At 65.2% G+C, this 25,647-nt stretch carries 25 protein-coding genes; 13 read left to right on the top strand and 12 right to left on the bottom strand.

Annotated features, from left to right (window positions below; translation table 11 throughout):
- Positions 1-10 precede the first annotated feature (10 nt).
- From JNL31_RS03015 to ssb, 4 genes are all read right to left on the bottom strand, one after another.
- Positions 11-826 (bottom strand): DUF3307 domain-containing protein, encoded by an 816-nt coding sequence (locus JNL31_RS03015; protein WP_294969763.1) that lies wholly within the window; start codon positions 824-826, stop codon positions 11-13.
- Positions 819-1,475 (bottom strand): hypothetical protein, encoded by a 657-nt coding sequence (locus JNL31_RS03010; protein ID WP_294969761.1) that lies wholly within the window; start codon positions 1,473-1,475, stop codon positions 819-821. The genes JNL31_RS03015 and JNL31_RS03010 overlap by 8 nt, the downstream gene beginning before the upstream one ends.
- Before the next feature lie 136 nt (positions 1,476-1,611).
- Positions 1,612-1,977 (bottom strand): SUF system Fe-S cluster assembly protein, encoded by a 366-nt coding sequence (locus tag JNL31_RS03005; RefSeq protein WP_294969759.1) that lies wholly within the window; start codon positions 1,975-1,977, stop codon positions 1,612-1,614.
- Positions 1,978-2,082: 105 nt separating this feature from the next.
- Positions 2,083-2,604 (bottom strand): single-stranded DNA-binding protein, encoded by a 522-nt coding sequence (ssb, locus tag JNL31_RS03000; protein WP_294969756.1) that lies wholly within the window; start codon positions 2,602-2,604, stop codon positions 2,083-2,085.
- A gap of 200 nt (positions 2,605-2,804) precedes the next feature.
- Between ssb and JNL31_RS02995 the strand changes: the two genes are divergently transcribed.
- The gene (locus JNL31_RS02995) at positions 2,805-3,422 is read left to right on the top strand and encodes a lytic transglycosylase domain-containing protein (RefSeq protein WP_294969803.1); all 618 of its coding nucleotides are present in this window, start codon (positions 2,805-2,807) and stop codon (positions 3,420-3,422) included.
- A gap of 66 nt (positions 3,423-3,488) precedes the next feature.
- Here the strand turns inward: JNL31_RS02995 and JNL31_RS02990 are convergent, their stop codons facing one another.
- The 6 genes from JNL31_RS02990 to miaA all read right to left on the bottom strand — a co-directional run bounded on the left by JNL31_RS02990 (position 3,489) and on the right by miaA (position 11,930).
- Positions 3,489-5,591, bottom strand: a complete 2,103-nt coding sequence (locus JNL31_RS02990) for an ABC transporter ATP-binding protein (RefSeq protein ID WP_294969754.1) — start codon at positions 5,589-5,591, stop codon at positions 3,489-3,491.
- 4 nt (positions 5,592-5,595) lie between these two features.
- Positions 5,596-7,005 carry an ABC transporter permease gene (locus JNL31_RS02985; protein ID WP_294969751.1) on the bottom strand — a complete coding sequence of 470 codons (1,410 nt, stop codon included), beginning with the start codon at positions 7,003-7,005 and terminating at the stop codon, positions 5,596-5,598.
- Positions 7,006-7,018: 13 nt separating this feature from the next.
- Positions 7,019-8,107 (bottom strand): ABC transporter permease, encoded by a 1,089-nt coding sequence (locus JNL31_RS02980; protein ID WP_294969748.1) that lies wholly within the window; start codon positions 8,105-8,107, stop codon positions 7,019-7,021.
- 80 nt (positions 8,108-8,187) lie between these two features.
- Positions 8,188-9,822 carry an ABC transporter substrate-binding protein gene (locus tag JNL31_RS02975; RefSeq protein ID WP_366928911.1) on the bottom strand — a complete coding sequence of 545 codons (1,635 nt, stop codon included), beginning with the start codon at positions 9,820-9,822 and terminating at the stop codon, positions 8,188-8,190.
- 227 nt (positions 9,823-10,049) lie between these two features.
- Entirely contained in the window at positions 10,050-10,850 is an 801-nt protein-coding gene (locus tag JNL31_RS02970; protein WP_294969746.1) for an AraC family transcriptional regulator, read from the bottom strand.
- A 174-nt stretch (positions 10,851-11,024) separates the two neighbouring features.
- A complete protein-coding gene (gene miaA, locus JNL31_RS02965) occupies positions 11,025-11,930 on the bottom strand; it encodes a tRNA (adenosine(37)-N6)-dimethylallyltransferase MiaA (RefSeq protein WP_294969743.1) in 906 nt (301 codons plus the stop codon).
- A 44-nt stretch (positions 11,931-11,974) separates the two neighbouring features.
- On the opposite strand from miaA, the gene pyrH reads away from it, so the two are divergent.
- From pyrH to lpxB, 12 genes are all read left to right on the top strand, one after another.
- Positions 11,975-12,697: a UMP kinase gene (gene pyrH, locus JNL31_RS02960; RefSeq protein ID WP_294969741.1), complete on the top strand. Its 723-nt coding sequence runs from the start codon at positions 11,975-11,977 to the stop codon at positions 12,695-12,697.
- 197 nt (positions 12,698-12,894) lie between these two features.
- Positions 12,895-13,461, top strand: coding sequence for a ribosome recycling factor (gene frr / locus JNL31_RS02955; RefSeq protein ID WP_294969739.1), 567 nt, complete (start codon positions 12,895-12,897; stop codon positions 13,459-13,461).
- Positions 13,462-13,482: 21 nt separating this feature from the next.
- On the top strand, positions 13,483-14,217 hold the full coding sequence (gene uppS / locus JNL31_RS02950) for a polyprenyl diphosphate synthase (RefSeq protein ID WP_294969738.1): 735 nt from the start codon (positions 13,483-13,485) through the stop codon (positions 14,215-14,217).
- Positions 14,217-15,020 (top strand): phosphatidate cytidylyltransferase, encoded by an 804-nt coding sequence (locus JNL31_RS02945; RefSeq protein ID WP_294969735.1) that lies wholly within the window; start codon positions 14,217-14,219, stop codon positions 15,018-15,020. Before uppS ends, JNL31_RS02945 begins: the two co-directional genes overlap by 1 nt.
- Positions 15,021-15,023: 3 nt before the next feature.
- Positions 15,024-16,220: a 1-deoxy-D-xylulose-5-phosphate reductoisomerase gene (gene dxr / locus JNL31_RS02940; protein WP_294969733.1), complete on the top strand. Its 1,197-nt coding sequence runs from the start codon at positions 15,024-15,026 to the stop codon at positions 16,218-16,220.
- A complete protein-coding gene (gene rseP / locus JNL31_RS02935; RefSeq protein WP_294969731.1) occupies positions 16,220-17,548 on the top strand; it encodes an RIP metalloprotease RseP in 1,329 nt (442 codons plus the stop codon). The genes dxr and rseP overlap by 1 nt, the downstream gene beginning before the upstream one ends.
- A 166-nt stretch (positions 17,549-17,714) precedes the next feature.
- A complete protein-coding gene (gene bamA / locus JNL31_RS02930) occupies positions 17,715-20,045 on the top strand; it encodes an outer membrane protein assembly factor BamA (RefSeq protein WP_294969798.1) in 2,331 nt (776 codons plus the stop codon).
- A 65-nt stretch (positions 20,046-20,110) separates the two neighbouring features.
- Positions 20,111-20,608: an OmpH family outer membrane protein gene (locus JNL31_RS02925; protein WP_294969729.1), complete on the top strand. Its 498-nt coding sequence runs from the start codon at positions 20,111-20,113 to the stop codon at positions 20,606-20,608.
- 86 nt (positions 20,609-20,694) lie between these two features.
- Positions 20,695-21,156, top strand: a complete 462-nt coding sequence (fabZ, locus tag JNL31_RS02920; RefSeq protein ID WP_294969727.1) for a 3-hydroxyacyl-ACP dehydratase FabZ — start codon at positions 20,695-20,697, stop codon at positions 21,154-21,156.
- Between the two features lie 3 nt (positions 21,157-21,159).
- Positions 21,160-21,966, top strand: coding sequence for an acyl-ACP--UDP-N-acetylglucosamine O-acyltransferase (gene lpxA, locus JNL31_RS02915; RefSeq protein ID WP_294969723.1), 807 nt, complete (start codon positions 21,160-21,162; stop codon positions 21,964-21,966).
- Positions 21,963-22,766 carry a UDP-2,3-diacylglucosamine diphosphatase LpxI gene (gene lpxI / locus JNL31_RS02910; RefSeq protein WP_294969720.1) on the top strand — a complete coding sequence of 268 codons (804 nt, stop codon included), beginning with the start codon at positions 21,963-21,965 and terminating at the stop codon, positions 22,764-22,766. The genes lpxA and lpxI overlap by 4 nt, the downstream gene beginning before the upstream one ends.
- A 17-nt stretch (positions 22,767-22,783) precedes the next feature.
- Complete coding sequence (lpxB, locus tag JNL31_RS02905; protein ID WP_294969796.1) at positions 22,784-23,914, top strand: lipid-A-disaccharide synthase; 1,131 nt, start codon at positions 22,784-22,786, stop codon at positions 23,912-23,914.
- On the opposite strand, the gene JNL31_RS02900 is transcribed toward lpxB, so the two are convergent.
- Together JNL31_RS02900 and mnmA are read right to left on the bottom strand one after the other, a co-directional pair.
- Positions 23,862-24,368: a DUF2059 domain-containing protein gene (locus tag JNL31_RS02900; RefSeq protein ID WP_294969719.1), complete on the bottom strand. Its 507-nt coding sequence runs from the start codon at positions 24,366-24,368 to the stop codon at positions 23,862-23,864. The genes lpxB and JNL31_RS02900 overlap by 53 nt on opposite strands.
- A gap of 4 nt (positions 24,369-24,372) precedes the next feature.
- Entirely contained in the window at positions 24,373-25,509 is a 1,137-nt protein-coding gene (mnmA, locus tag JNL31_RS02895) for a tRNA 2-thiouridine(34) synthase MnmA (RefSeq protein WP_294969716.1), read from the bottom strand.
- Positions 25,510-25,647 lie beyond the last annotated feature (138 nt).

Genomic DNA, 25,647 nt, shown 5'->3' with positions numbered 1-25,647 from the left:
TGGCGATAACTTAAGGTGTCGCGGCCGGAATTCCAAGCGGCGGCAAAAGGGCGAGGCCCGCGAGGGTGGCAAAAGCCACGACCAGCGCCCAGCCGAACGAGGCGAGCGTGCCGATGATGACGTATTCGGACAGGCGGCGGTCGTCCTTGACAGCGCCGAAGCGCAGGATGGATTTGGCCGCGATCAGCAGGCCGACGCCCTGCGACTGGCCGAAAAGGACCAGCGCAAAGATCAGCCCGCGTTCCAGATTGCCGATGACACGCCCGGCGCCGGGCAGGCTTTTCCCGGCATCGCCCCGGCCCAGATGCGGGCTGAAGGGCTCCATCAGGAGTCCGACTGCGAAGCCGCCGGCGCGGGTCGCAAGGATCAGTCCGGTGACAAGCACCATGAGCGCAGGCAGGTGGCTGACGGGCAGGGCGGTATCCGCGGACCAGAGGCCGGTGCCAAGGATGCCGCTGTCCTCGCCGGTGACGATGGCGCCCGGGGCCCAGATGCCCTGCGCCCAGAGACCGGGCAGCCAGAGGGTGAGGGCGATCAGACTGACAAGATGCAGCGCCTGGTCGATCAGGAAGGGCGCGAGGCCGCCGGAGGTCTTCCAGACCGACGCGAGGATCAGCTTGCCGACGTCGATCCCGATGTGGATCAGGGCAAGGGCCAGAAGCATCGGATGGACCGATCCGGTCGCCGCGACGGCGGTGGCGTAGACGATGGCGGCGTGCAGCCCGAGTGCGAGGGGGGTGCGCTTGTTCACGACCATCCAGTTGGTCTGAAAGACGAAATCGGCGAACGTATGGGCGAAGAGGAGGGCGATGAAGGTTTCAGTCATGCTTTGCCTCCGTCTGCGAATAGGCTTCCAGAAAAGCCAGCATCATCTCGTCGAGGAGATGGTAGTCCGCCGCCTTTAGCCGGGCGTCAACCGCCTGGCGGGTGATGCCCAGCTTCCGGGCGATCCTGTCGTTGGATTCGCGTTCGCCCGCCGGGCTGTCGACATCCAGCTTCAAAGCCATCGCTTCCGCCTGTTCCCGCGACCACCGCGCTGCAAGCGTCGAGGCGACCGTGACGGCCAGATTCCGGAAGGCATCCGGCTGCTTCGGCAGGCTTCCCAGCGCCAGCAGCCGGTCGGGCTTCATCTGGTCCAGCGTCCGACCCGAAGCGGTGAAGGCCGGTCCCATTGCGGAGGAGAGGTTGCGGGTGTCGGTGGGATACTCCTCGCCGATGCCGATTGCGATCCGGCAGCCCAGCGCGCCGTCCTGGGCCCGCAGCCGTGCGAGGATCAACAGACAGGCCCAAAGGCAATCGCCGGGCTGGAGGAGACGGATCTGCCACCCATCCCCCCGATATCTTGTGAAATCCGTATCCGGGCCGATCTCGCCTGCACAGGCGGCAATGATCCGCATGGAGCGTTCCACCGCCTCGGGCGGGGCTGCGGTCGATCCGATCAGATCGCCGGTCAGGATGGCGACAATGCGTGACATGGGCAAAGTATTTGCCTTGCGATCACAAAAAGCAAGCGAAATGACTTGCTTTCGTGTATTGCAACCCTTTTCCTTTGCCAAAGCGAACGCAACCCTTTTGGCTTGCCTTGGCCGAAAGCAAGCTTGAAGGCTTGCGTTACATGAACCCGAGTTCCAGCCGGGCCTCGTCGGACATCATGTCCATGCCCCAGGGCGGATCGAAGGTCATCTGTACGTCGACCTGCTTCACGCCGGGCAGCGGTTCCACCGCATTGGCGACCCAGCCCGGCATTTCGCCCGCCACCGGGCAGCCGGGGGCGGTGAGGGTCATGGTGATCTCGACCTCGTTCTCTTTCCCGATCTCGATCGTGTAGACGAGGCCGAGGTCGTAGATGTTCACCGGGATTTCCGGATCATAGACCGTGCGGCAGGCCTCGACGATCTGCGGATACAGCGGATGGTCGGTGGTCGAGGGCTTGATGAGCGGCTGGCCCTCAGTCTGGCCCACGGTTTGGTCCTGCATGTCTTCGTCTCGGCGCCAAGGGATGTTGACCGATTATATAGGGATTGGCCGGTCAAGGTCCAGTGCCGCCAGTCCGGCGTTCGGGAGATGCGACGATCCGACCGATCAGAACGGGATTTCGTCGTCCATGTCGGACCGGCCACCGCCCCCGCTGCCCGAAGCGCCGCCAGCGCCGCCCCGGCTGCCGCCGTAGCCGCCGCCACCGCCCTGGCCGCCTTCGTCATAGCCGCCACGGTCATCGTATCCGCCGCTCCCGCCGCCGGACCCGCCGTCGCCGCGACCGCCGAGCAGGGTGAGGTTGCCGGAATAAGGTCGCAGGACGACTTCGGTGGTGTACTTGTCCTGGCCGGACTGATCCTGCCATTTCCGCGTCTCAAGCTGGCCCTCGATGTAGACTGTGCTGCCCTTCTTCAGGTACTGCTCCGCGATCTTTCCCAGCGCCTCGTTGAAGATGGCGACCGAGTGCCATTCGGTGCGCTCCTTGCGTTCGCCCGAGGTGCGGTCGCGCCAGGTTTCCGAGGTGGCGATACGCAGGTTCACCACCTTGCCGCCGTTCTGGAAACTGCGCACCTCTGGGTCGCGGCCGAGGTTGCCGATGAGAATGACCTTGTTGACCGACCCCGCCATGCGAATCTCCCTTGCAGATGTCCGGGGCAGTTTCGCTCCCGGATGGTTAAGGAACCCTATACCGTGCTTTCCGCCCGCCGCAACCGGCCTTCCGCAGGTCGGGAAAACCAGTCATGACCGGTCTGGAAAATCCGGGCGGAATGGCTATAGTCAGGCCGGGTCGCGCCAATGAGTGCGCAAGGGACAGTGTGGGCGAGGACATGCGGATCGGTGGCCAGATTGCGGTTGCGGTGCTGTTGGTCGGCGCGTCGGTCTGCGCGCCGACCGGTACCCTGGCCGAGGGCCTGAACCTTTCGGGATCGTCCAAGTCCCGGTTGGCGATCTTCAAGACGCAGTCCGATCTCATCGACAAGAAGCTGAAGAAACAATACTCCGGCTCGGTCAAGCTGACGCCCAAGTACAAGAAGGGCGAAGAGACGGCTGCGGCCGAGGGCATTCCCGCCTACCGTGGCAACTACAAGGGCGAATACCTGGAGGTCGCCAAGGCCGCAGCGCGCAAGCATGGCGTGCCGGAGGACCTGTTCCTGCGCCTGGTGCAGCAGGAAAGCGGCTGGAACCCGGTGGCGACCTCGGTCAAGGGCGCGACGGGGCTGGCGCAGCTGATGCCGGAAACCGCCGAGCATCTGGGGGTCGACATCAACGATGCCGAGGAAAACCTGGAAGGCGGCGCGCGCTACCTGCGGATGATGTACGACAAGTTCGGCACCTGGGAACTGGCGCTGGCGGCCTACAACGCGGGCCCGGCGGCGGTGGAAGAACACGACGGCATCCCGCCCTTCGCCGAGACGGAAAGCTATGTGAAGGCGATCCTGGGGTAGGGTGGGCAATCTGCCCACGCACCCTTGAAGGTGGGCAAATTTCCCACCCTACTCAACCATCCAACCTCACTCTGCCGCGATCTTGATCACCGGCTCCATCGTCGCAAGTATCTCGCGGGAGAGGTGGCACTTGATCTGATGGCCACCTTCCAGCATCTGCACCGGTGGCACCTCACGCTCGCAGAGGCCGGCGGGCGTGACCTGGGATTTCCAGCGGCAGCGGGTCTGGAACGGGCAGCCGGGCGGCGGGTTGACCGCCGAGGGGATGTCGCCTTCCAGCACGATGCGCTTGCGTTCGACCTTGGTGTCGGCAATCGGCACGGCAGAAAGAAGCGCCTCGGTATAGGGGTGGTAGGGGGGCGCAAAGACCTGGTCGGTGGTGCCCATTTCAACGACATGGCCGAGGTACATGACCATGACGCGGTCCGAGAGATAACGCACGATGGACAGGTCGTGGCTGATGAAGAGCAGCGTCGTCTTGTTCTCGCGCTGGATGTCCATCAGCAGGTCGGTGACGGCGGCCTGGACCGAGACGTCGAGCGCACTGACGGGTTCATCCGCCACCACCACCTTCGCCCCGCCCGCGAAGGCCCGCGCGATGCCGACGCGCTGCTTCTGCCCGCCTGACAGCTGGCGCGGCATCCGGTCGGCGAAGGCGCGGGGCAGCTTCACCAGGTCGAGCAGTTCCAGCATCCGCTGGTGACGGTCGGCATCGGAGCTGCCGTAGTGGAAGATTTCCAGCGCCCGGATGATCTGGCGCCCCACGTTCATTGACGGGTTCAGTGTGTCGAACGGGTTCTGGAACACCATCTGCACCTGGGAGACGGTGTCGGTATTGCGCTTCTGGATCGGGGTTGACTGCACGTTTTCATCGAACAGCATGATCGAGCCTGACGTCGCGGTTTCCAGCCCCATCAACACCTTGGCGAAGGTCGACTTGCCACAGCCGGATTCTCCGACGATGGCCAGCGTCTCGCCCTCGCGCGCCTCGAAGGACAGGGTTTCATTCGCCTTGACCACCTTCGCTGTGCCGCCGCCGAAGGCCCCGGTCGAGACCGAATAGTATTTCCGCAGATCCTCCATCTTCAGGACCACCTTGCCGATCTCGGCCTTCTCCTTCACCTCGCGCGCGGCGGGGGGCGCGGACCAGTCGATCTCCTGCCAGCGAAGGCAGCGGCTGTCGTGGCGGTCGTCGCCAGGGACATGCGACATCGGCACGTCGGTCTCGTCGCAGCGGCCATGCTGGAAATAGTCGCAGCGCGGGCCGAAGTTGCAGCCCTTCGGGCGTTCGTGCGGCAGGGGGAAGTTGCCGGGAATGCTGATCAGCGGTCGGGCGTTCTTGTCGGCGCCGGGCAAGGGGATCGAGCGGAAGAGCGCCTGCGTGTATGGGTGGCGCATCTTGTCGAAGACTTCGGTGACGTTCCCCGTCTCGACCGCCTCGCCGGAATACATCACGCAGATGCGGTCGCAGACATCCATCACCAGGCCCAGATTGTGGCTGATGAAGAGCATCGACGTGCCGTATTTCTCGCCCAGCTCCTTGACCAGATCGACGATCCCGGCCTCGACCGTCACGTCCAGCGCGGTGGTCGGCTCGTCCAGGATCAGGAGCGCGGGCTTGGCCATCAACGCCATGGCGATGACGATGCGCTGCTGCTGGCCGCCCGAAAGCTGGTGCGGGTAGGAGTTGATGATGCGGTCGGGGTCGGGCAGGCGGACATCGGCAACGATCTGGCGAGCCAGCTTCCAGGCATCGGCCTTCGACATGCCCGAATGCAGCATCGGCACTTCGGCCAGCTGCGCACCAACCTTCATCGCGGGGTTCAGGCTGGCCATCGGCTCCTGGTAGATCATGGCGATTTCCGAGCCGCGGATATGGCGCAGCTCCTCGTCGTCCATCTTGGCAAGGTCGCGGCCCTTGAACTTCATGGAACCGGCGACGATCCGCCCGGTCTTGCCCAGCTCCCGCATCACCGCCAGCGCGACGGTCGACTTGCCGCAGCCGGATTCGCCGACAAGGCCCATCGCCTCGCCCGCCATGACGGAGCAGGAAAAGTCCATCACGGCGGGAATCTCCCGCAGGCGGGTGAAGAAGCTGATCGAGAGATGCTCGATTTCCAGGATCGGTTGCGACGGGTCCCAGGGGGTATCGGGGGTGGGGGCTGTCATGGCATCAATCCTTCAGGCTTTCTTCACGCAGGCCGTCGGCAAGAAGGTTCAGGCCGAGGACAAGGCTCATGAGGGCAAGGGCTGGCGCAAGGGCCGGGTGGGGATAGAGGTTCAGGAGCTTGCGGCCATCGTCGATGGTCGAGCCCCAGTCCGGGCTGTCCGGGGAGACGCCAAGGCCGAAGAAGCCCAGCGTGCCGAGGAGGATGGTGGTGTAGCCGATCCGCAGGCAGAAATCGACGATCAGGGGGCCACGGGCGTTGGGCAGGATTTCCCAGAGCATGATGTACCAGGCGCCTTCGCCACGGGTCTGGCCTGCGGCCACATAGTCCCGAGCCTTGATGTCCATCACCAGACCCCGGACGATCCGGAACACGCCGGGCGAGTTCACGAACACCACCGAGACGAAGACATTCAGCATGTTCGGCTCCATCGACCAGATGCCGAGGGGGTCCATGTTGAAGGCAAGGCCGGAATAGGCCCAGAGGCCGATCAGAAGCGTGATGCCGACGTAGAGGTTACGACGCGGCGGGTTGGTGTAGTAGCGGCTGTTCCAGAGGGTGCAAAGGAAGATGATCGGGAAGATGAAGAGGAGCGCCGCCAGCACGATCGGGATGCCGGTGTCACGGATTTCCGGGGTCACGAGCAGGTAGAACAAGAGGATCACCGGGAAGGCGAGGACGAGGTTCGCGAGGAAGGAGATCACGGTGTCCAGCTTGCCGCCGAAGTAGCCCGCCGGAAGTCCCAAGGTGATGCCGACCATGAAGGCGAAGAGCGTGGCGGCGGGCGCGATCTTCAGCACCTCGCGCGCGCCCATCACCATGCGGGAGAAGACGTCCCGGCCCAGATGGTCGCCGCCGAGGAGATACCAGCCGTAGCCGCCGTCCGGCACCAGAACACCCGGAGCGTCGTTCTTCAGCCCGGCGATCTGGGAGAAGGGGTCGTAGGTCGCGATCGTTCCGGCGAAGATCGCGGTGAAGATCCAGAACATCACGATGGCAAAGCCGATCATCCCGACAGTCGAATCGAACAGCTTGCCATAGAGGCCGAGCTTGCGGCGGAAACGGATCGACAGGACGAAGGTCGCGATCAGCGCGAGCCAGACCGGCCAGAAGCGCACCGCCATGGCGCCGAGGATCCCGGCCTCGACTGGCGAAGGCATGACGGCTCCGGCGGCGAGGATGCAGAGAATGGCGGCAAGCGCGGCGTAGAAGCTGTAGCGGATGGCCAGGCTTGCCAGATCGCCCGGCGACCGGCCGGTGGTGGTCCCGTCCGGGTTGGGCAGGCGGGGGCCGTCAAGCCCGGCCAGCGCGAAGATGAAGCGGGCCAGCAATGCCAGGGCCAGGACGACAACGGCCAGTTGCAGGACGGGGACAAGGGTGGTTCCGGCAGTTCCGGTCCAGGTCAGGAAATCCATTTTGCGCCCTCCCTCAGGCCAGCCGGATGCGGGGGTTCAGGAAGACATAGCCGATGTCCGAGATCAGCTGCGTCAGCAGGACGACGACCACCGCCACACAGGAACAGGCGAGAAGCAGCGGGATGTCGTTGTTCGAGGCCGCCTGCACCAGCGTCCAGCCGAAGCCCTTGTAGTTGAACAGGCTTTCCACGATGACGACACCATTCAGAAGCCAGGGAAACTGAAGCATGATCACCGTGAAGGGCGCGATCAGCGCGTTTCGCAGGGCGTGCTTCATGACGACTGTGCGGAATGGCACGCCTTTCAGCCGGGCGGTTCGGATGTATTGCTGGGTCATCACCTCGGTCATCGAGGCGCGGGTCATCCGGGCGATGTAGCCGATGCCGTAGAGCGCGATGGTCATCACCGGCAGCGCGAAGTTCCAGAAGGTGATGTCCTCCATCGCCGAGGTGGCGGATGCCAGGAAGAGGGTCTTCTTCGGCTCGATCAGACCGTATTCCGCCAGGAGCGGCGAGATGCCGGTGGCAGCGGTGGCAAACAGCGCGACCAGAACGACGCCCGAAACATACTCCGGGGTGGCGGTCGAGGCGATGGAGAAAGTCGAGAGCGTCCGGTCGGTGGCCGAGCCTTCGCGCATCCCCGACAACACGCCAAGGAACAGCGAGGTCGGCACCATGACCAGCATCACCGCCAGCATCAGCCAGCCGGTTGCCGCCAGTTTTTCACCCAGCGAGTCCGCGACAGGTTTCTTGAAGAAGGTGGAATAGCCCCAGTCGCCCTGCAGAAGGCCGCAGTACGTGGGAGCGGCGGCGGCATCCTGGCCGATCGCGAAGCAGCGGCCACGGGTGTCGCCCTTCTCGTCGGTATAGGTCCAGCCGGGAACGACGCCCAGCCACTGGCCGTAGCGGCCAAAGACCGAACCGGAGTGGCCGTTCTGTTCGATCCAGTCCTGCACGGCCTCTTCGGACATGCGGACCGAACCCTCGGTGCGGGCCAGTTTCTCAAGATTGGGGGGCAGGTTTGTCAGGTAGAAGACCACAAAGGTCAGGGCAATGGCTGTAAGGAGCATGACCCCAAGCCGCCGGAGCACGAACTTTCCCATGCCGGTCCTCTTGCTAAAGTGTCTCTGGCAGGGGCGCGCAAGGCGCGCCCCATTGAGCTAGATTCAGCTGATCGGACCGATCAGGCGATCGACCACTTGTAGTGATGGTGCTCGAAGGCCGGGTGCATCTCCAGCCCGAGGAAACCTTCCTTGTGGTGGCTGAACAGCGACCGCGAGAACGGGTTGATGATGTAGCCTTCTTCCTGAAGGATCGTGCCCATCTTCGCCGCCAGTTCCCGGCGCGCATCGGCATCGGCCAGCGCCAGGGCCTGGGCCATCAGCGCGTCGAACTCCGGGTTCGCCATCCCCGTCTCGTTCCATGATCCGGTCGAGGTGTAGGCCAGGCTCATGTTCTGGACGGCGAGCGGGCGGTGGTTCCAGGTGGTGGAGGAGAAGGGATACTTCTGCCAGTCGTTCCAGAATGTCGAGCCCGGCATGACCGTGTGCTTGATGTTCATGCCCGCGTCCTTGAGCTGGGCCTGTACCGCAGCGGTGGTCGCCGCTTCCCAGCCGTCGTCAAGCGAGATCACCTCGAACTCGGTGTCCTTCAGACCTGCCGCTTCCAGCGCCGGCACCAGACCCGCCGGGTTGATCACCTGCGGCGGCAGGGTCGGATACTCCGGGTGGATCGGGAACATGTGGTGGTTCTCGCCGGTCTTGCCGAGGTTGTTGTAGCCCAGTTCCAGCACAACCTTCGGATCGACCGCAAGCTGGATGGCCGAGCGAACGGCCTTGTCCTTGTAGAGATCCGAGGTCGAGTTCGTCCGCACCACGATGGTCGAGGCGGTGACAAGCTCTTCCTTCACCAGGCCCATGCCATCGAGGATGTCGATGAATTCGCCGACCGATTCATAGTTCCTGTCCACCTCGTCCGAGGAGAACAGCGCGACCATCGCTGCCGGGTCGGTGCCGAAGTCGATGTAGTGGATTTCGTCCAGCGGCGCAGTGCCACCCCACCAGGTATGGTTCGGCGCACGGACCAGGACGGCCTTCTGGCCGACCGCGACTTCCTGCGGCACATAGGGGCCGGTGCCGATCGGGTTGGTCGACGGGTCTTCGCCGTCCTTGAAGGTCGAATGCACCACGGCAGCCGGATAGTCGGCCAGGTTCGGCACCACGGCGATGTCCGAGGCGGTCAGGTTCAGCTGGACGGTCGTGTCATCGACCTTGACCACTGCGCCTTCGCGCATGGTCTTGGTCGCTTCGTCCACGAGGCCGGGGAAACGCGAGGCCATGGCGTTGCCCTCGACGTTGCCGTCGGTCCAGCGACCGAAGTTGCGCACCACGTCATCGGCAGTGAAGGGTTCGCCGTTGTTCCAGGTGACGCCGGGGCGGATCTTCAGCGTGTACTGGGTCGCGTCGGCGTTGGCTTCCCAGCTTTCCAGCAGGCGGCCTTCGAAGCTGCCATCGTTGTTGTACTGGATCAGGTATTCCAGCCAGCCGCGATAGATGTTGGCGATCTGCGGCCAGTCGGCCAGACGCGGGTCCTTGGTGCCCTTCACTTCCATGGCGACGCGGATCATCCCGCCGGTCTTGGCTTCCTGCGCCTGGGCGGGCGCGGGCAGGCCGATCAGGCCATAGGCGGCGGCGGCCGAGACGCCGAGTGCCGTGGTGCGGGTCAGGAACTCGCGGCGGCTGAGCTTGCCCTCGGCATATTCCGACGCATACATATGCGCTGCGGAATGCAGGCCGCCTTCATGGGTCATGTCTTTCATTCTGGTCTCCCTGTCAGGTTTTTTCATTGGTTATCCGGCAGCACCGACCCCCATGCCGCTGGAACCGTCTGGCCTTGGCCAGGACACCCGACAGCCTGCGCGAACAGCGCTTCCCCACGACATATTGCGCACTTTTTTCGACGTTGCGTCAACGGCTGGTTTCGACGCTTGACGTCCAAAAGCGACATGCTGGTGTCGAAAATATTTACCGACCGGACAAAGCTTTGTTATCCGGCGCGACGGAAGGCCGAGGGTGACTTGCCGGTCAGGTGCTGGAAGGCGCGGGTGAAATAGGCGGGCGAGTTGAAGCCCAGCTGTTCGGCGATCTTGCCGACGGGGATGCGGGTCTCGGCCAGAAGCTTGCGGGCCTCGAAGATGCGGCGGTCCTGAAGGAGGGCGCTTGCCGGGCGGCCGCAGGCAGTGTTGCAGCAGCGCGTGAGGTGAGTGGGGGTGACGCCAAGGGCGGCGGCGAAATCGGCGACATTCATGCCGGTGCGGAAGTTCCGCTCCAGGAGCGCGGTGTATCGGGAGACCAGGCGTCGCGTCGCATCCTGCCGCGGGCTTTCCAGCGGGTCGGCCTTGCGCGCCTGCCGTTCCAGCCAGACGCCCAGAAGCCCGACATAGGCCTCGGTCGCGCGGTCATGGGCGGGGGTGTCGCTTTCCATCTCGCGCAGAATCGAATCGAGAAGGACGTTGACCTCCTGCTGGGCATGGACCTCGCGGATGCGCAGGTGCAGCGGAACCTTCGGCAGCGCGACCTTCGGATCGCGACCAAAGAAGACGGCCGTGCCAAAGACCTGCGATCCCGCCTCGAACCCGTGCATGACGCCTGCGGGGATGAAGACCGCATTATGTGCCGTGTAGCCGCGCGTCACCCCCGAGATCGTGATGCGGCCCTGGCCCTTGGTGAACCAGAGGAGGCAGGGTTCGGAGAGCGAGCGCATCGCCTCGACCCGCCAGCGGCCGCCAGCGGCGAGGCGGGGAATGGCGACAAGACGCAGCTGGGAAACGGGTGCGGGCTTTATCATTTGGGGGCAGATCCTGTGGCAGAGGCGCTGACAGGCGAAGTAAAGCAGGGCACGCGGGGCAACCCAAGCGAATTTCATCCATTGCCGGGCAAGTTACCCACAAATGTTCCATTTTTATGGGTATAACCCTGTGGATAAGCACCAATCCGCTTAAGCTTCCCGCTGCAACCCCCCTCATGGCAAGGAAAGTTTCACCCAAGCCTTCATGTTCGATCTGAACCAGGTCCGCTGCCGTTTGGCATATTGGCGACTGGCCAGCGTGGCGGCTTCGGTGGCCTCGGCCAGGGTCAGTTCGCCCCGAATATGCGCAATCAGTTCCGGCCCGCCGATGGCTTTCGACGAAGGGCGCTTCGGGTCCCAGCCGTCAAGGTTCGCCCGCGCTTCCTCTAGCGCGCCATGGGTTAGCATTTCCTTGAAACGGCGGTCGATGCGGGCGTTGACCCAGTCGACCTCGGGCACCAGGACAAGGGCATCGGCCCGCACCAGCGGCAAGAGGGGCTGCGGCGTGTCGTCCTGCCAAACAGAGAGGCCTCGCCCGGTGGCGCGCAGCACTTCCCAGGCGCGCTGGATGCGGACCGGGTTCTGGCGGTCGATCCTTGCAGCGGTGGCGGGGTCGAGTTCGGCCAGCAGGCCCTCATGCCCCTCTGCGGCACGGCGGGCGTCGGCTTCGCGGCGAATAGCGGGCGGCGTATCCGGCACTTCGGCCAGGCCCTGGGTCAAGGCATTGAAATTCAATCCGGTTCCGCCGACGATCACCACGCGGGTGTCAAGAAGCGGTGCCACCTCGCGTAGCCAGTGGCCGACGGAATAGGCTTGCTCGCGACCAATATGACCATAGAGCGCATGGGGCAGGGCCCGTTCGTCGGCGGCTGAGGGGCGGGCGGTCAGGATGCGCCAGTTTTCATAGACTTGCAGGGCATCGGCATTGACGATCAGCCGTCCGTCGCGCGCTGCAAGCTCCATCGCCAGCGCCGATTTCCCGCTGGCGGTCGGCCCGGCGATCAGCACCGGCGCCTCGCGCGAAATACCGTCGATCCTCAGCGCCGATCCCCCGTTGAACCTGCCGCCGTTTTGCGACATTTTGCGGCGCAGTCCAAACACAAAACGATATGCAGGGGGGTGCCATGTCCGAAACGGCCACCAAGTACAGCCGCGTGATGCTGAAAATCTCGGGCGAGGCGCTGATGGGCGACCAAGGCTACGGCCTGCATCCGCCGACGGTGAACCGCATCGCCGAAGAGGTGAAGTCGGTCCGCGACATGGGGGTGGAAATCTGCATGGTGATCGGCGGCGGCAATATTTTCAGGGGCTTGCAGGGCAGCGCCCAGGGGATGGAGCGGACGACGGCGGATTATATGGGGATGCTGGCGACGGTGATGAACGCCCTTGCCATGCAGTCGGCGCTGGAGGCGATTGGCGTTTTCACCCGTGTTATCAGTGCGATCCCGATGGATCAGGTCTGCGAGCCCTATATCCGCCGCCGCGCGGTGCGGCATCTGGAGAAGAAGCGGGTCTGCATCTTCGCCGCCGGAACCGGGAACCCCTATTTCACCACCGACACGGCGGCGACCCTTCGGGCAAACGAGATGGCCTGCGAGGCGATCTTCAAGGGGACGAAGGTGGACGGGGTCTATGACAAGGACCCGAAAAAGCATGCCGACGCAAAGCGTTACGACCATGTGAGCTATGACGAGGTGCTGGAGAAGCATCTGGGCGTGATGGATGCGACGGCCATCGCGCTTGCCCGCGACAACGACCTGCCGATCATCGTCTTTTCGCTGGACGAGCCCGGCGGGTTCCGGGGGATTCTGGCCGGGCAGGGGACCTATACCAGGGTTCAGGGCTGAGGTCGGCCCCTCTGTCCGGCACCGATATGGAAACCATATGGGAGTCGGCCATACGCACGGCCATGCGGCCAGCTGCGCAACACGCCCCGGTCTCCGCACTGCGAAGGTCAGGAGCTTTGGCCTATACCGGGGCGGCGACGCTCTGCTATAGAGCGCGAAATCGCGGGAAACCCCGCAGGCAGTGAAGGACATGTCCCATGGCACATGAAGAGATCGAGATCGACACCGATGCCATCCAGCGCCGGATGGACGGAGCGATGAATGCCCTGAAGACGGAATTCGCCAGCCTGCGGACGGGGCGGGCCTCGGCGGCGCTGGTGGAACCGATCCATGTGGACGCCTATGGCCAGATGACCCCGATCAACCAGCTCGGCACCGTGAACGTGCCCGAACCGCGCATGGTGGTGATCAACGTCTGGGACAAGGCGATGATCGGCAAGGTGGAAAAGGCGATCCGCGAAAGCGGCATCGGCATCAACCCGGTGACGGATGGCCCGCTGATCCGCCTGCCGATCCCGGAACTCAACGAGGAACGCCGCCGCGAATTGACCAAAGTTGCCGCGCATTATGCCGAAAGCGCCAAGGTTGCGATTCGCAATGTGCGGCGTGACGGCATGGACCAGATCAAGAAGGCAAAGGCGCAGGGCATGGGCGAGGATGACCAGAAGTTCTGGTCCGACGAGGTGCAGGAGTTGACCGACAAGGCGATTGCCGCGGTCGACCGGGCGCTGGAGGCCAAGCAGGCAGAGATCATGCACGTCTGATCGGCGGCAGGAGAACGGGTATTGTCTAAGGACTTGCAGGTGGGTGTCGCGGCGCGGCCGGTGAACCACCTGGCGATCATCATGGATGGCAACGGCCGCTGGGCCACAAACCGGGGCTGGGCGCGCCTTGTCGGGCATCGCAAGGGCGCGGAACGGGTGCGAGAGATCGTGCGCGCGGCGCCGGACCTCGGCATCCGCTGGCTGACGCTTTACGCCTTCTCGACCGAGAACTGGAAACGGTCGACTGAGGAAGTGCTGGGCCTGATGGCGATCTTCGCTCGCTACATCGAGCGCGAAGCCGACCGGCTGGCCAAGGCCGGGGTGCGGATGCGCTTCATCGGCGACCGCAGCCGCCTTGACCCCAAGCTGCAACGCATGATGGCCGGGATAGAGGCGCGGACGGCGGGGCTTGACCGGCTGAACCTGACGGTAGCGATCAACTATGGCGGGCGGGACGAGATCGTGCGCGCGGTGCGCAAGATAGCCGAGGCGGCGGCGCAGGGGATACTGGACCCGCGCCATGTGACCGAGGCGGCCTTCGCCGAGCGGCTGGATACGGGCGGCTTGCCGGACCCGGATCTGGTGATCCGCACCAGCGGCGAGACGCGGACCAGCAATTTCCTGCCCTGGCAGGCGGCCTATGCGGAATACGAGTTTACCGAAACGCTCTGGCCGGATTTCGGGCCGGAGGAGCTGGCGGCCATCGTGCAGCGCTTCTCCAACCGCGAGCGGCGCTTCGGCGGGGTGTCCCGGTGATGGAGCCCGCGCCTGCCCCGTCAGGCAAATGGTCGGACCTTCGCACGCGCCTGCTGTCGGCCATCGTGATGGTCGGCGTCGGCGCAGTGGAGATCTGGCTGGGCGGCACGGCATTCGCGGCGCTGGTGGTGGTGCTGACCGGGGTGATGATCTGGGAACTGGCCGGGATGACTGCGCCCTGGCAACAGGTGTCGCCAATGGTTCTGGCAGGGATAGCGGCGGCTGCGCTGCTGCTGGCCTTGATCCTTCCGGGCAAGGCGGCGCTGGTTCTGCTTCTGGCACCGGCGATTGTTTTGGCGACAACGTCGCGGCGTGACCAACGACTGGCTGCGATTTATTCGGTCGCGATCATGCTGGCCGGGTTCGGGCTTGTAGGTCTGCGCAACGCGGGGGGGACGACGGCGATCCTGTGGCTGGTGGCGGTGGTCGTCGCCTCGGACGTGCTGGGCTATTTTGCTGGCCGGATGCTGGGCGGGCCGAAGTTCTGGGAACGCATCAGTCCGAAGAAGACCTGGTCGGGTACGGTGGCGGGCTGGATCGGTGCGGCGCTGGTGGGGCTTGGCTTTGCACTGTCGGGGTCGAGCTGGCTTCTGGTGCCGCTGTCCGCGCTGGTGGCCTTTGCCGGGCAGATGGGAGACATCCTGGAAAGCTGGGTCAAGCGGCGGGCGGGGGTGAAGGATGCCTCCAGCCTCATTCCCGGCCATGGCGGGGTGCTGGACCGTTTCGATGCGCTGATCGGGGCTGTGGTCGCGGTGATGGTGCTGGGGCTGGTGGCGCCGATCCCCGGGCTTTTCGGGGGCTGAGCATTGCGCAGCCTGTCGATCTTCGGCGCGACCGGGTCTGTCGGCGAGCAGACGGTGGATCTGATCCGGCGGGCAGGCGGGGCCAGGGCCTTCCGGGTGAAGGCGCTGACCGGGGGCCGGAACATCGCACGGCTTGCCGAGATGGCGCGCGAGTTGCGGGCGGAGGTGGCGGTCTGTGCCGAGCCCTCGGGCCTGGCGGAACTGCGCGAGCGGCTGGCCGGGTCGGGCGTAGAGGCCGCGGCGGGGCCGGAGGCGATTGCGGAAGCCGCGGATCGGCCTGCCGACTGGGTGATGAGCGCCATCGTCGGGGCCGCGGGGCTGGTGCCGGGGATCCGGGCGCTGCGGCATGGGTCGGTGCTGGCGCTGGCGAACAAGGAATCGCTGGTCACGGCGGGGCCTTTGCTCATGGCCGAGGCGGCCGCGCATGGCGCGCGCATCCTGCCGGTGGATAGTGAGCATTCGGCGATCTTCCAGGCGCTGGTCGGCGAGGACATCGCCGCGGTCGAGCGGATCATCCTGACCGCAAGCGGCGGCGCCCTGCGCGACTGGCCGCTGGAAGCGCTGGCGCGGGCCACGGTCACGGACGCGCTGGCACATCCGAACTGGGCGATGGGGCAGCGGATCACCATCGATTCGGCCAGCATGTTCAACAAGGCGCTGGAGGTCATCGAGACCCGGGAATTCTTCGGGGTCGCTCCGGAGCAGATCGAGGTGATCATCCATCCCGAGAGCCTGATCCATTCCATGGTGGGCTACCGCGACGGGGCGATCATGGCGCATCTGGGGGCGCCAGACATGCGCCATTCCATCGGCTATGCGCTGAACTGGCCGGATCGGTCGCACCTTCCGGTGGCGCGGCTGGACCTCGCGCAGGTGGCGACGCTGACCTTCCGCGCGCCCGACGAGGCACGCTATCCGGCGCTGCGGCTGGCGCGTGAGGTGATGGCGCGGCGGGGGCTGGCGGGGGCGGCGTTCAACGCGGCGAAGGAAGTGGCGCTGGACCGGTTCCTTGCCGGGCAGATCGGTTTCATGGACATGGCCAGCGTCGTCGAGGCCACGCTTGAAGCGCTGGATGACGCGATCGGGAACGGATCGACGGTCATGGCCCTTGAGGATGTGCAGTCGGTGGACCATCTGGCACGGGTACGGGCAGCGGAACGGGCGGACATAGTCGCGCGCGGCAGGGCAGGAGCAGGCTGATGGAAACGATAGTTGCGGCCCTGGGCGGGACGGTCTGGACAGTGGCGTTCTTCGTCATCGCCCTTTCGGTGATCGTCTTCGTGCACGAATACGGCCACTACATCGTCGGGCGCTGGTCGGGGATCCATTCCGAGGTCTTCTCTATCGGCTTCGGCCCGGTGCTGTTCAGCCGCACCGACAAGCGCGGCACCCGCTGGCAGGTCGCGGCGATTCCCTTCGGGGGCTATGTGAAGTTCCTCGGCGATGCCGATGGGTCGTCGGTCCGGAAGGCCGATGTCTCGGGCTTGTCGGCGGCCGAGCGGCGGCACACGATGGCGGGGGCGCCGCTTTGGGCGCGGGCCGCGACGGTGGTGGCGGGGCCGTTTTTCAACTTCATCCTGACCTTCGTGCTTCTGTCCGGGCTGGCGCTGGCCATCGGCGTGCCGCGCGAGGAACCCACGGTCGGCGCAATGCGGGCCTTTCCGTTCGAGGGGCCGTCCTTGCAGGAGGGTGACGTGATCCGTGCCGTCGAAGGTCAGCCGACACCGGATTGGGAGCGTTTCGCCGCGGTGACGGACGGGCTGAAGGGCAAGGCCCTGGTGGCCTATACCGTGCAGCGCGGCAGCGAGGAGATGGTGGTCAACGGTCCGCACCCGCTGGCCCCGGTGATCGGCGATGTCCAACTCCGCTCGGCCGCGATGGACGCTGGTCTGCAGGAAGGCGATGTCATCCTGAAGGCCGGGGGCAAGGACGTCCGCTATTTCGATGAACTGCCGGAAATCGTGACGGCCAGCAAGGGCGAGCCGGTCACGCTGACGGTCTGGCGCGACGGCAAGACCTTTGAACAGACGCTGACCCCGCGCATCCGGACTGTCGATGACGGCGAGGGCGGCTTCACTGATCGCTACCTTCTGGGCCTCTACTCCGGCATGTTCTTCGAACCGGCAACCCGGTCGGTCGGCCCTGGCGAGGCGGCAACCAATGCGCTGACGGGTATGTGGACGATGACGACGACCACATTCTCGGGCCTCTGGCATATGATCCAGGGCGCGATTTCAAGCTGCAACCTGTCGGGCGCCATTGGCATGGCCGAGGTGGCGGGTGATGCGGCGCGGAACGGGGCGGAGAGCTTCGTGGGCATGCTGGCGATCCTGTCCCTGGGCATCGGCATCCTGAACCTGTTCCCGATTCCGGTGCTGGACGGTGGTCATCTGGTGTTCTTCGCCTACGAGGCGATGACGCGGCGCCAGCCGTCGGAAGGGGCGCTGCGCGTGTTGATGACGGTCGGGCTGACGCTGGTCCTGTCGATCATGATCTTCGGCCTCAGCCGCGATCTGATGTGCCAGTAGCGTCCATTGGCCGGGGCAGGGTCGGAAATACCTGACCCCTCCGGCTTTGCCATGGTGCCACAACATCTTGCAAAGTTATCCACAGGGACCGCAGGCTTTTGACAAAGCTTGGCTTTGTGGGTAGCTATCCGGAAACAGATAAATACGGCGAGGATGCAACATGCGGATGACCCAAAGCGCGGCCAGGGGATGGTCGTTTCGGGCCACGTCTCGGGCGCGTCTGCTTGCCACGGCGGTTTTCATCGGTGCCGCAACAGCTTCGGCTCCCTTCCTCACCCCGGCCTATGCGCAGTCCTTTTCGTTTTCGAACGTCGAGATTCAGGGTAATGACCGGGTCGATGCCGCGACCATCCTGAACTATGCCGGAATCAGCCGGGGCCAGGAGGTTTCCGCCGCCCAGCTGAACGACGCCTACCAGCGCATCCTGAACTCGAATCTGTTCGAGACGGTGGAACTGGTACCGCAGGGCTCGACGCTGGTGATCAAGGTGGTGGAATACCCCATCGTGAACGTCATCAGCATCGAGGGCAACAAGCGGCTGAAGGACGAGAAACTGTCCGCGCTGATCAAATCGCAGCCGCGCCGGATCTATTCGCCGAGCATGGCGGAAGCAGATGCCGCGGCGATTGCCGAAGCCTATCGGACGGCCGGCCGGCTGGCCGCAAGCGTCACCCCGAAGATCATCCGCCGCTCGGGAAATCGCGTGGACCTCGTGTTCGAGATCAGCGAAGGCAAGGTGGTCGAGAACGAGCGGATTTCGTTTGTCGGCAACAAGGCCTTCACGGACCGTCGCCTGCGCCAGGTGCTGGAGACGAAGCAGGCAGGCTTGTTGCGCAACCTGATCCAGCGCGACACCTATGTCGCAGAGCGGCTGGAACTGGACAAGAAGGTTCTGACCGACTTCTACCTGTCTCGCGGCTTCATCGACTTCCAGGTGCTGGACGCCAGCGCCGAGTTGAGCCGCGAACGGGATGCGACCTTCGTCACCTTCACCGTACGCGAGGGCCTTTCCTACAACATCGGCAAGGTCACGACCGTCTCGGAAGTCGAAGGGCTCGACGCGGCCGAGTTCGAGGGCGTGCAGAAGATCCGCGCGGGCCAGACCTATAGCCCGCTCCTGATCGACAACAACGTCACCCGGATGGAAACCCTGGCCCTGAAGAAGGGGCTGAACTTCATCCGGGTCGAACCCCGGATTACGCGGAACGCCCGTGGCCAGGTGGTCGACGTGGAATTCGCGATCGTGCGGGGCGAGCGGATCTTTGTCGAGCGGATCGACATCGAGGGCAACACGACGACGCTGGACCAGGTGATCCGGCGGCAGTTCCGCACGGTGGAAGGCGACCCCTTCAACCCGCGCGAAATCCGCCAGGCCGCCGAGCGCATCCGCGCGCTTGGCTTCTTCTCCGATGCGCAGGTGAATGCCGAACAAGGGTCGGAGTCCGACCAGGTCGTGGTGAATGTCGATGTCGAGGAACAGCCGACCGGCTCGCTCAGCTTCGGCATGTCCTATTCGGTGGCCAGCGGCGTCGGCTTCAACGTTGGCTTCTCGGAATCGAATTTCCTGGGACGTGGTCAGAAACTGGCGCTCAGCGTTTCCACGGCCTCTTCCAACCAAAGCTCAAGCTTCAGCTTCACCGAACCTGCGCTGCTGGGACGGGACCTGCGCTTCAACATCGGGGCGTATTACCGGACGTCGGAATCGGACTATTCGGTCTATGACACGCGCAACATCGGCTTCAGCACCGGCATCGGCTTCCCGGTCGGCGAGGAATCCACGCTGGACCTGCGGTTAAGCGTGGCCGAGGACAAGCTCTACAACTACACGGGCGACTCGCCGATCCTGACGGCGGAAGAGGCGCGGGGCGCGGAGACGACCTTCTCACTCGGCTACAGCTACGAATACGACAACCGCATCACCGGCCTGAACCCGAAAGGCGGGGTGCTGCTGCGCTTTGGCCAGGACGTCGCCGGGTTTGGCGGCGATTCGGAATATGTGAAGACCACGGCCCTCGCGATGGCCGAAACCAAGGTCATGAACGAGGAAGTGACCCTCCGCGCCGTGTTCGAGGGCGGGGCGATCACCTCGCTTGGCGGCAACGTGACGCGCGTCACCGACCGCTTCTTCGGCAACAGCAAGATCCGCGGCTTCGAGCCCAACGGGATCGGCCCGCGTGACCTGACGGCGACAGACGATGATGCACTGGGCGGCAACATGTTCGCAGTCGCGCGGTTCGAGGCCGAATTCCCGGTGGGCCTGCCCGAGGAATACGGCATCACCGGCGGCGCTTTCCTTGACGTCGGCTCGGTCTGGAGCCTGGACAACACCAACGGCGGCGCGGTGGACGACAGTTTCATCCCGCGGGCGACCGTGGGTGTATCGGTGTTCTGGACCACGCCGATCGGACCCTTGCGCTTCAACTTCAGCCATGCGGTGAAGAAGGAAGACTACGACAAGGAACAGACCTTCGACCTGACGATCTCGACCAAGTTCTGATCATGGCACGGTGGCGCAGACCTGGGCGCCCCGGGGTCGGGCTTCGGATTGTCGCGGCTGCTCTGTTGCTGGCGGGTCAAGTTTCGGCGCAGGAGGTACCTGCGCCGCTCCTGACGCTGGATCAAGACCGTTTCTTCCTGGAATCCGATTTCGGTAAGGCAGCCGTCGAGCGCGAGCGTGTGGCGACTGCGGCGCTGGAACAGGAGAACAAGCGGATCGAGGCCGAGCTTGTCGCCGAGGAGCAGGCGCTGACCGAAGAACGCAAGACCTTGCCGGCAAAGGAATTCTCGGCAAAGGCCGAGGCTTTCGATGAAAAGGTCGAACGGATCCGGACCGAGCAGGACGCCAAGGCGCGCAAGCTGACCGATGCAAGGGACGACGACCGCAAGGCATTTCTCAAGGCCGCGGTGCCGGTCCTGGGCGAGCTTCTGGGCCAGAAGAAGGCGACGGCAATCCTAGACAAGAACCTTACGATCGTCTCGCTCTCGGCCATCGACGTGACGGACGAGGCGATCCAGCTTGTCAATGCCGCCCTTGCCAAGGAATCGGCCGCTGACCCGTGAGCCGCCGGACGGCCCCGGGTGAACTTGTCTCCTGCGGCGCGACTTGCTAGCTAGACCCAAAGGCCGGGAAGGCGAAGGGGGTAGAGATGGATGCGACCGCAGTGACAACCGCCGATCTGGATCTGATCCAGCGGATCATTCCGCACCGCTATCCGTTCCTGCTCATCGACAGGGTCCGCGACATCGTCGTCAACGAAGCTTGTGTCGGCATCAAGTGCATCACCCTGAACGAACCGCAATTCCAGGGTCATTTCCCTGGGATGCCTATCTTTCCCGGCGTCATGATCATCGAGGCGATGGCGCAGACCTCGGGCGTGCTGGTCGGATTGTCGATGGATCTGGTCGACAAGAATGCCAAGGTCTTCTTCATGGGCGTCGACGGGGTGAAGTTCCGCCGCAAGGTGGTGCCGGGCGATGTGCTGGAGCTGCACGTCAAGGCTCTGCGCGGCGGCGGGCGGGTGTGGAAGTTCGAGGGCCGCGCCATGGTCGAGGGCGAGCTGGCCTGCGAGGCGACCTTCATGGCGATGTTCGACGTGGCGAAGGGCTGACAGATGGCGGTTCACGGCACGGCGGTCGTCCACCCTTCGGCCCATGTCGAGGAAGGGGCGGTTGTCGGCGAGGAATGCTACATCGGGCCTTTTGCTGTGATCGGCCCGGAGGTGGTGCTGGGGGCACGGGTAACGGTCAAGTCCCATGCCGTGATCACCGGCTGGACCGAGCTTGGCGATGACTGCACCGTCTGGCCCTTTGCCACGGTCGGCGAGGTGCCTCAGGATCTGAAGTATCAGGGCGAGCGCACCCGGCTGGTCGTCGGCGCGCGTTGCCGTATCCGCGAGGGCGCGACGCTGAACACCGGGACGGAAGGTGGCGGCGGGGTGACGCGGGTGGGTGATGACTGCCTGATCATGACCGGCGCCCATGTCGGCCATGACGCGCAGATCGGCGACCGGGTGATCCTGGTGAACAACGTCGCCATTGCCGGCCATTGCAGCTTGGGCGACGACGTGATCGTCGGCGGGCTGTCCGGCGTGCACCAATGGGTGCGGATCGGGCAGGGCGCGATCATCGGGGCGGTCACGATGGTGACGAACGACGTCATTCCCTACGGCCTGGTTCAGGCGCCAAGGGGGGAACTCGACGGGCTGAACCTGGTGGGACTGAAGCGCCGGGGGGTGGACCGGGCCGGGATCACCGCGCTGCGGGCGGCATATCAGACGCTGGCGCAGGAGGACGGCAGTTTCCAGGATCGCGCGCGGAAGCTCGCCGAGGAAAGCGACAGCCCGCTGGTGCGCGAGATTGCCGATTTCATCCTGTCGAAATCCGACCGCAGCTTCCTGACCCCGAAGGGCGGACGGTGAGGACGGCGATCATCGCCGGGGAGGGCCTGTTGCCTGCTGCGCTGGCGGCCGGGATGGACGAGCCGCCGCTTGTGGCCGCGCTGGATGGTCTTGCGCCCGAAGGGCTGACGGTTGACCTGCGCTTCCGGGTCGAACGGCTCGTCCCCTTCCTGCGCGCGCTGGAGCGGGACGGGGTCGGGCAGGTGATCTTTGCCGGTGCGGTTTCGCGGCCCCGGCTGGACCCCGCACTGCTGGACGAGGCGACGGCGAACCTGCTGCCACGCCTGATGGCGGCGATGGCGCAGGGCGACGACGCGACGCTGCGGGTGGTGATCGAGCTGTTCGAGGAGTTCGGCTTCAGCGTCGTCGGCGTGGAACAGGTCGCGCCCGCGCTTCTGCCAGGGGTTGGCGTATTGGCGGGGGCCGTGACACCCCGAGACGAAGCCGATGCAACGCGGGCGGCGGCGATCGTCGCAGCGCTTGGCGCGGTGGACGTGGGGCAGGGCGCGGTGGTGGCGCAGGGCCTGTGCCTCGGGGTCGAGGCTCTGCCCGGCACCGATGCGCTTCTGGCGCAGGTGGCCGGGATCGGCGCGCTTCGGCCGGACCCCGCGCGGGGGCGGGGCCTGATCTACAAGGCGACGAAGCCGGGGCAGGACCGCCGCATCGACCTGCCGACGATTGGCCCGGAAACCCTTCGCGCCGCGGCTGCGGCGGGTTTGGGCGGTGTGGCGTTCGAGGCTGGATCGGTGATCTGCCTCGACCTGGACCGGATGCAGCGTCTGGCGAGCGAGCTGGGACTGTTCCTCTGGGCCAGGGGATGAGGGATGACAGTCAGCTGCTGAAACTTTTCCTCATCGCGGGCGAACCTTCCGGCGACCGGCTTGGAGCGGCTTTGATGGCGGGGTTGAGGGCGCTCGCCCCGGTGGAGTTCGCCGGGATCGGCGGGCCGCTGATGCAGGCCGAGGGGATGGAAAGCCTGTTCCCGATGGAGGAGCTGTCGGTGATGGGCATCGCCGAGGTGCTGCCTAAGTACTTTGCCCTTAAGCGGCGGATCAGGCAGACGGCGGACGCGGTGCTGGCAAGCGGGGCCGAGGCGCTGGTGACGATCGACTCGCCCGATTTCTGCCTGCGCGTCGCGACGCTGGTCAAGGCGGCACGGCCGGAGTTTCGCACCATCCACTATGTCGCGCCTTCGGTCTGGGCCTGGCGCCCCGGTCGCGCGGCGAAGATGGCGAAGGTGATCGACCATGTGCTGGCGCTCTTGCCCTTCGAGCCGCCTTACATGACGGCGGCAGGCATGACCTGCGATTTCGTCGGGCATCCAGTGGTGGCGGAGCCTGTGGCAACGGCGGAGGAGAAGGCGGCTTTCGCGGGCAAAGGGCCGCTTCTGCTGGCCCTGCCGGGGTCGCGGCGGGGAGAGGTCACGCGGCTCGCCCCGGTTTTCGGCGCGGTGGTGGGGCGGCTGAAGGCCACGCACCCGGGCCTGCAGGTGGCTTTGCCCACCGTGCGGGGCGTGGCGGGGCTGGTGCGCGAGCTGACGGCGGGATGGGCGGTGAAGCCGGAGATCATCGAGGATGCGGCCCTAAAGCGCGGGGCCTTTGCGGCAGCGGATGTGGCGCTGGCGGCCTCTGGCACCGTATCGCTGGAACTGGCGGCGAATGGCCGCCCGATGGTCATCGCCTATGACATGCACCCGCTGACGCTGTGGCTGATGCGGCGGGCGGCGCTGGTCGACACGGTGACGCTGGTCAATCTGGTCAGCGAAACCCGCGTGGTGCCGGAGTTCATCGGCCCCGACTGCCGGGCCGACCTGATCGCCCCGGCGCTGGAGGCGGTGCTGGCCGACCCCTCGGCGCAACGGGCGGCGATGGCGCTGACGATGGAGCGGCTCGGGCGGGGCGGCGAGCCCCCCGGCCTCAGGGCTGCGCGGTCGGTGCTGGCGGCGCTGCGGGCGGCGCCTCGCCGTTGACGATGGCCAGGACCTGCGGCATCAGCCCGGTCATCTTGTCGTTGATCAGCGCCACCATTCCCGGCTGCTGCGCCGCCGTCAGCTGCGGCAGTTTCGCCATCACCGAGCGGCCTTCTGGCGTGGCGTAGAAATCGCGCAGCGCGGTGATTTCGGCCAGGGTCATCATGTCGGCCATGATCCCGGACTGGTCATGCATCAGCTTGGTCAGCGGCTCGGTGAAGGTATCGAGATAGAGCTGGCGGATTTTTGCGACCTGATCCTCGCTCAGCGCCTGACCGCCCGCCGCGACCTGTTGCAGGATCGGCTGGTACATTGTCTCGATCATCTTCGGCATGTCAAAGCCCTGCAACGCAAGGTCGACATATTCCGAAGCGGCGGCCACGCGCTCCTCGCGGGTTTCGGCAAAGGCGGGAAGGGGCAGTGCAAGGAGCGCGGCGAAAGCAAGGGATTTCAAAGGTCTATCCTTTCCAGATCCAGCCGCCGCCATGGATGCGGCTGCCTTCCGGGGCGTAGAAGACGCAGGCTTGGCCCGCACTCACCCCGTCCTCGGGGGCCAGAAGCTCCACCTCCGCCGTGGTCGGGCCAGTCGGGCGCAGGATCGCCTCGCGCGGGGGCCGGGTGGAGCGGACCTTGACCTTCAGGTGCCACTCGGGACGCGAGTCAAAGGGGGCGTCGCCCAGCCAGTTGATCTCGCGCACCGGGATGATCCGGGTGGAGAGCGCGGCTTTTGGCCCGACGATGACCCGCCGAGTCGCCGGGTCGAGCTTCACGACATACAGCGGTTCACCAAGCCCGCCGATGCCCAGTCCCTTGCGCTGGCCGATGGTGTAGTGGATCACGCCCCCATGCTGCCCGAGCACGTTGCCGTCGAGGTCGACGATCTCGCCCGGATCGGCGGCTCCGGGGCGCAGCTTCTCGATCACCGCTGCGTAGTTGCCGTTCGGGACAAAGCAGATGTCCTGGCTGTCGGGCTTGTCCGCCACCGGCAGGCCGTACTTCGCCGCGAGCGCCCGGGTTTCGGCCTTCGAGGCCAGATGCCCCAGCGGGAAGCGCAGGTAGGACAGTTGCTCGGGCGTGGTCGAGAACAGGAAATACGACTGGTCGCGCGCGGGGTCGGCGGCTTGGTGCAGCTCTGGTCCGTGGCCGCCAAGCTTGCGCTGGATGTAGTGCCCCGTGGCCATGCAGTCGGCCTCCAGATCCTTGGCGGTCGCCAGAAGGTCCTTGAACTTCACCCGTTCGTTGCAGCGGATGCAGGGCACCGGGGTTGCGCCCGCCAGGTATGCGTCGGCGAATTCCTCGATCACCGCCTCGCGGAAGGTATTCTCGTAGTCGAGAACGTAATGCGGGAAGCCCATCGTCTCGGCCACTCGACGGGCGTCATGGATGTCGCGGCCCGCGCAACAGGCCCCCTTCTTGGACAGCGCTGCGCCGTGGTCATAGAGTTGCAGCGTGACGCCGACGACATCATAGCCTTCCTCGGCCAGCATGGCGGCCACAACCGAGCTGTCGACACCTCCGGACATGGCGACAACGACCCGCGTCTCGGACGGGGGCTTGGCGAAGCCGAGGGAGTTGAGGGCCAGGTCGCGCGGCATCGGGCTAGTCCTTCGCGGGATTGTCCGGGTTACGGGAATGATGGGGAATACATGAAAATGCTGTCTACTCTCAATCCCCAGTTTCAGGATTGATTAAGCCTGTTCGATCATTCTGCCGTGAAAGCAATGAGGGTAGGG

It is taken from the genome of Tabrizicola sp., assembly GCF_016792905.1.
Classification (GTDB): Bacteria; Pseudomonadota; Alphaproteobacteria; order Rhodobacterales; family Rhodobacteraceae; genus Tabrizicola.
The sequence above is the reverse complement of the archived record's forward strand: the minus strand, read 5'-3'. Positions and strand labels throughout refer to the sequence as shown.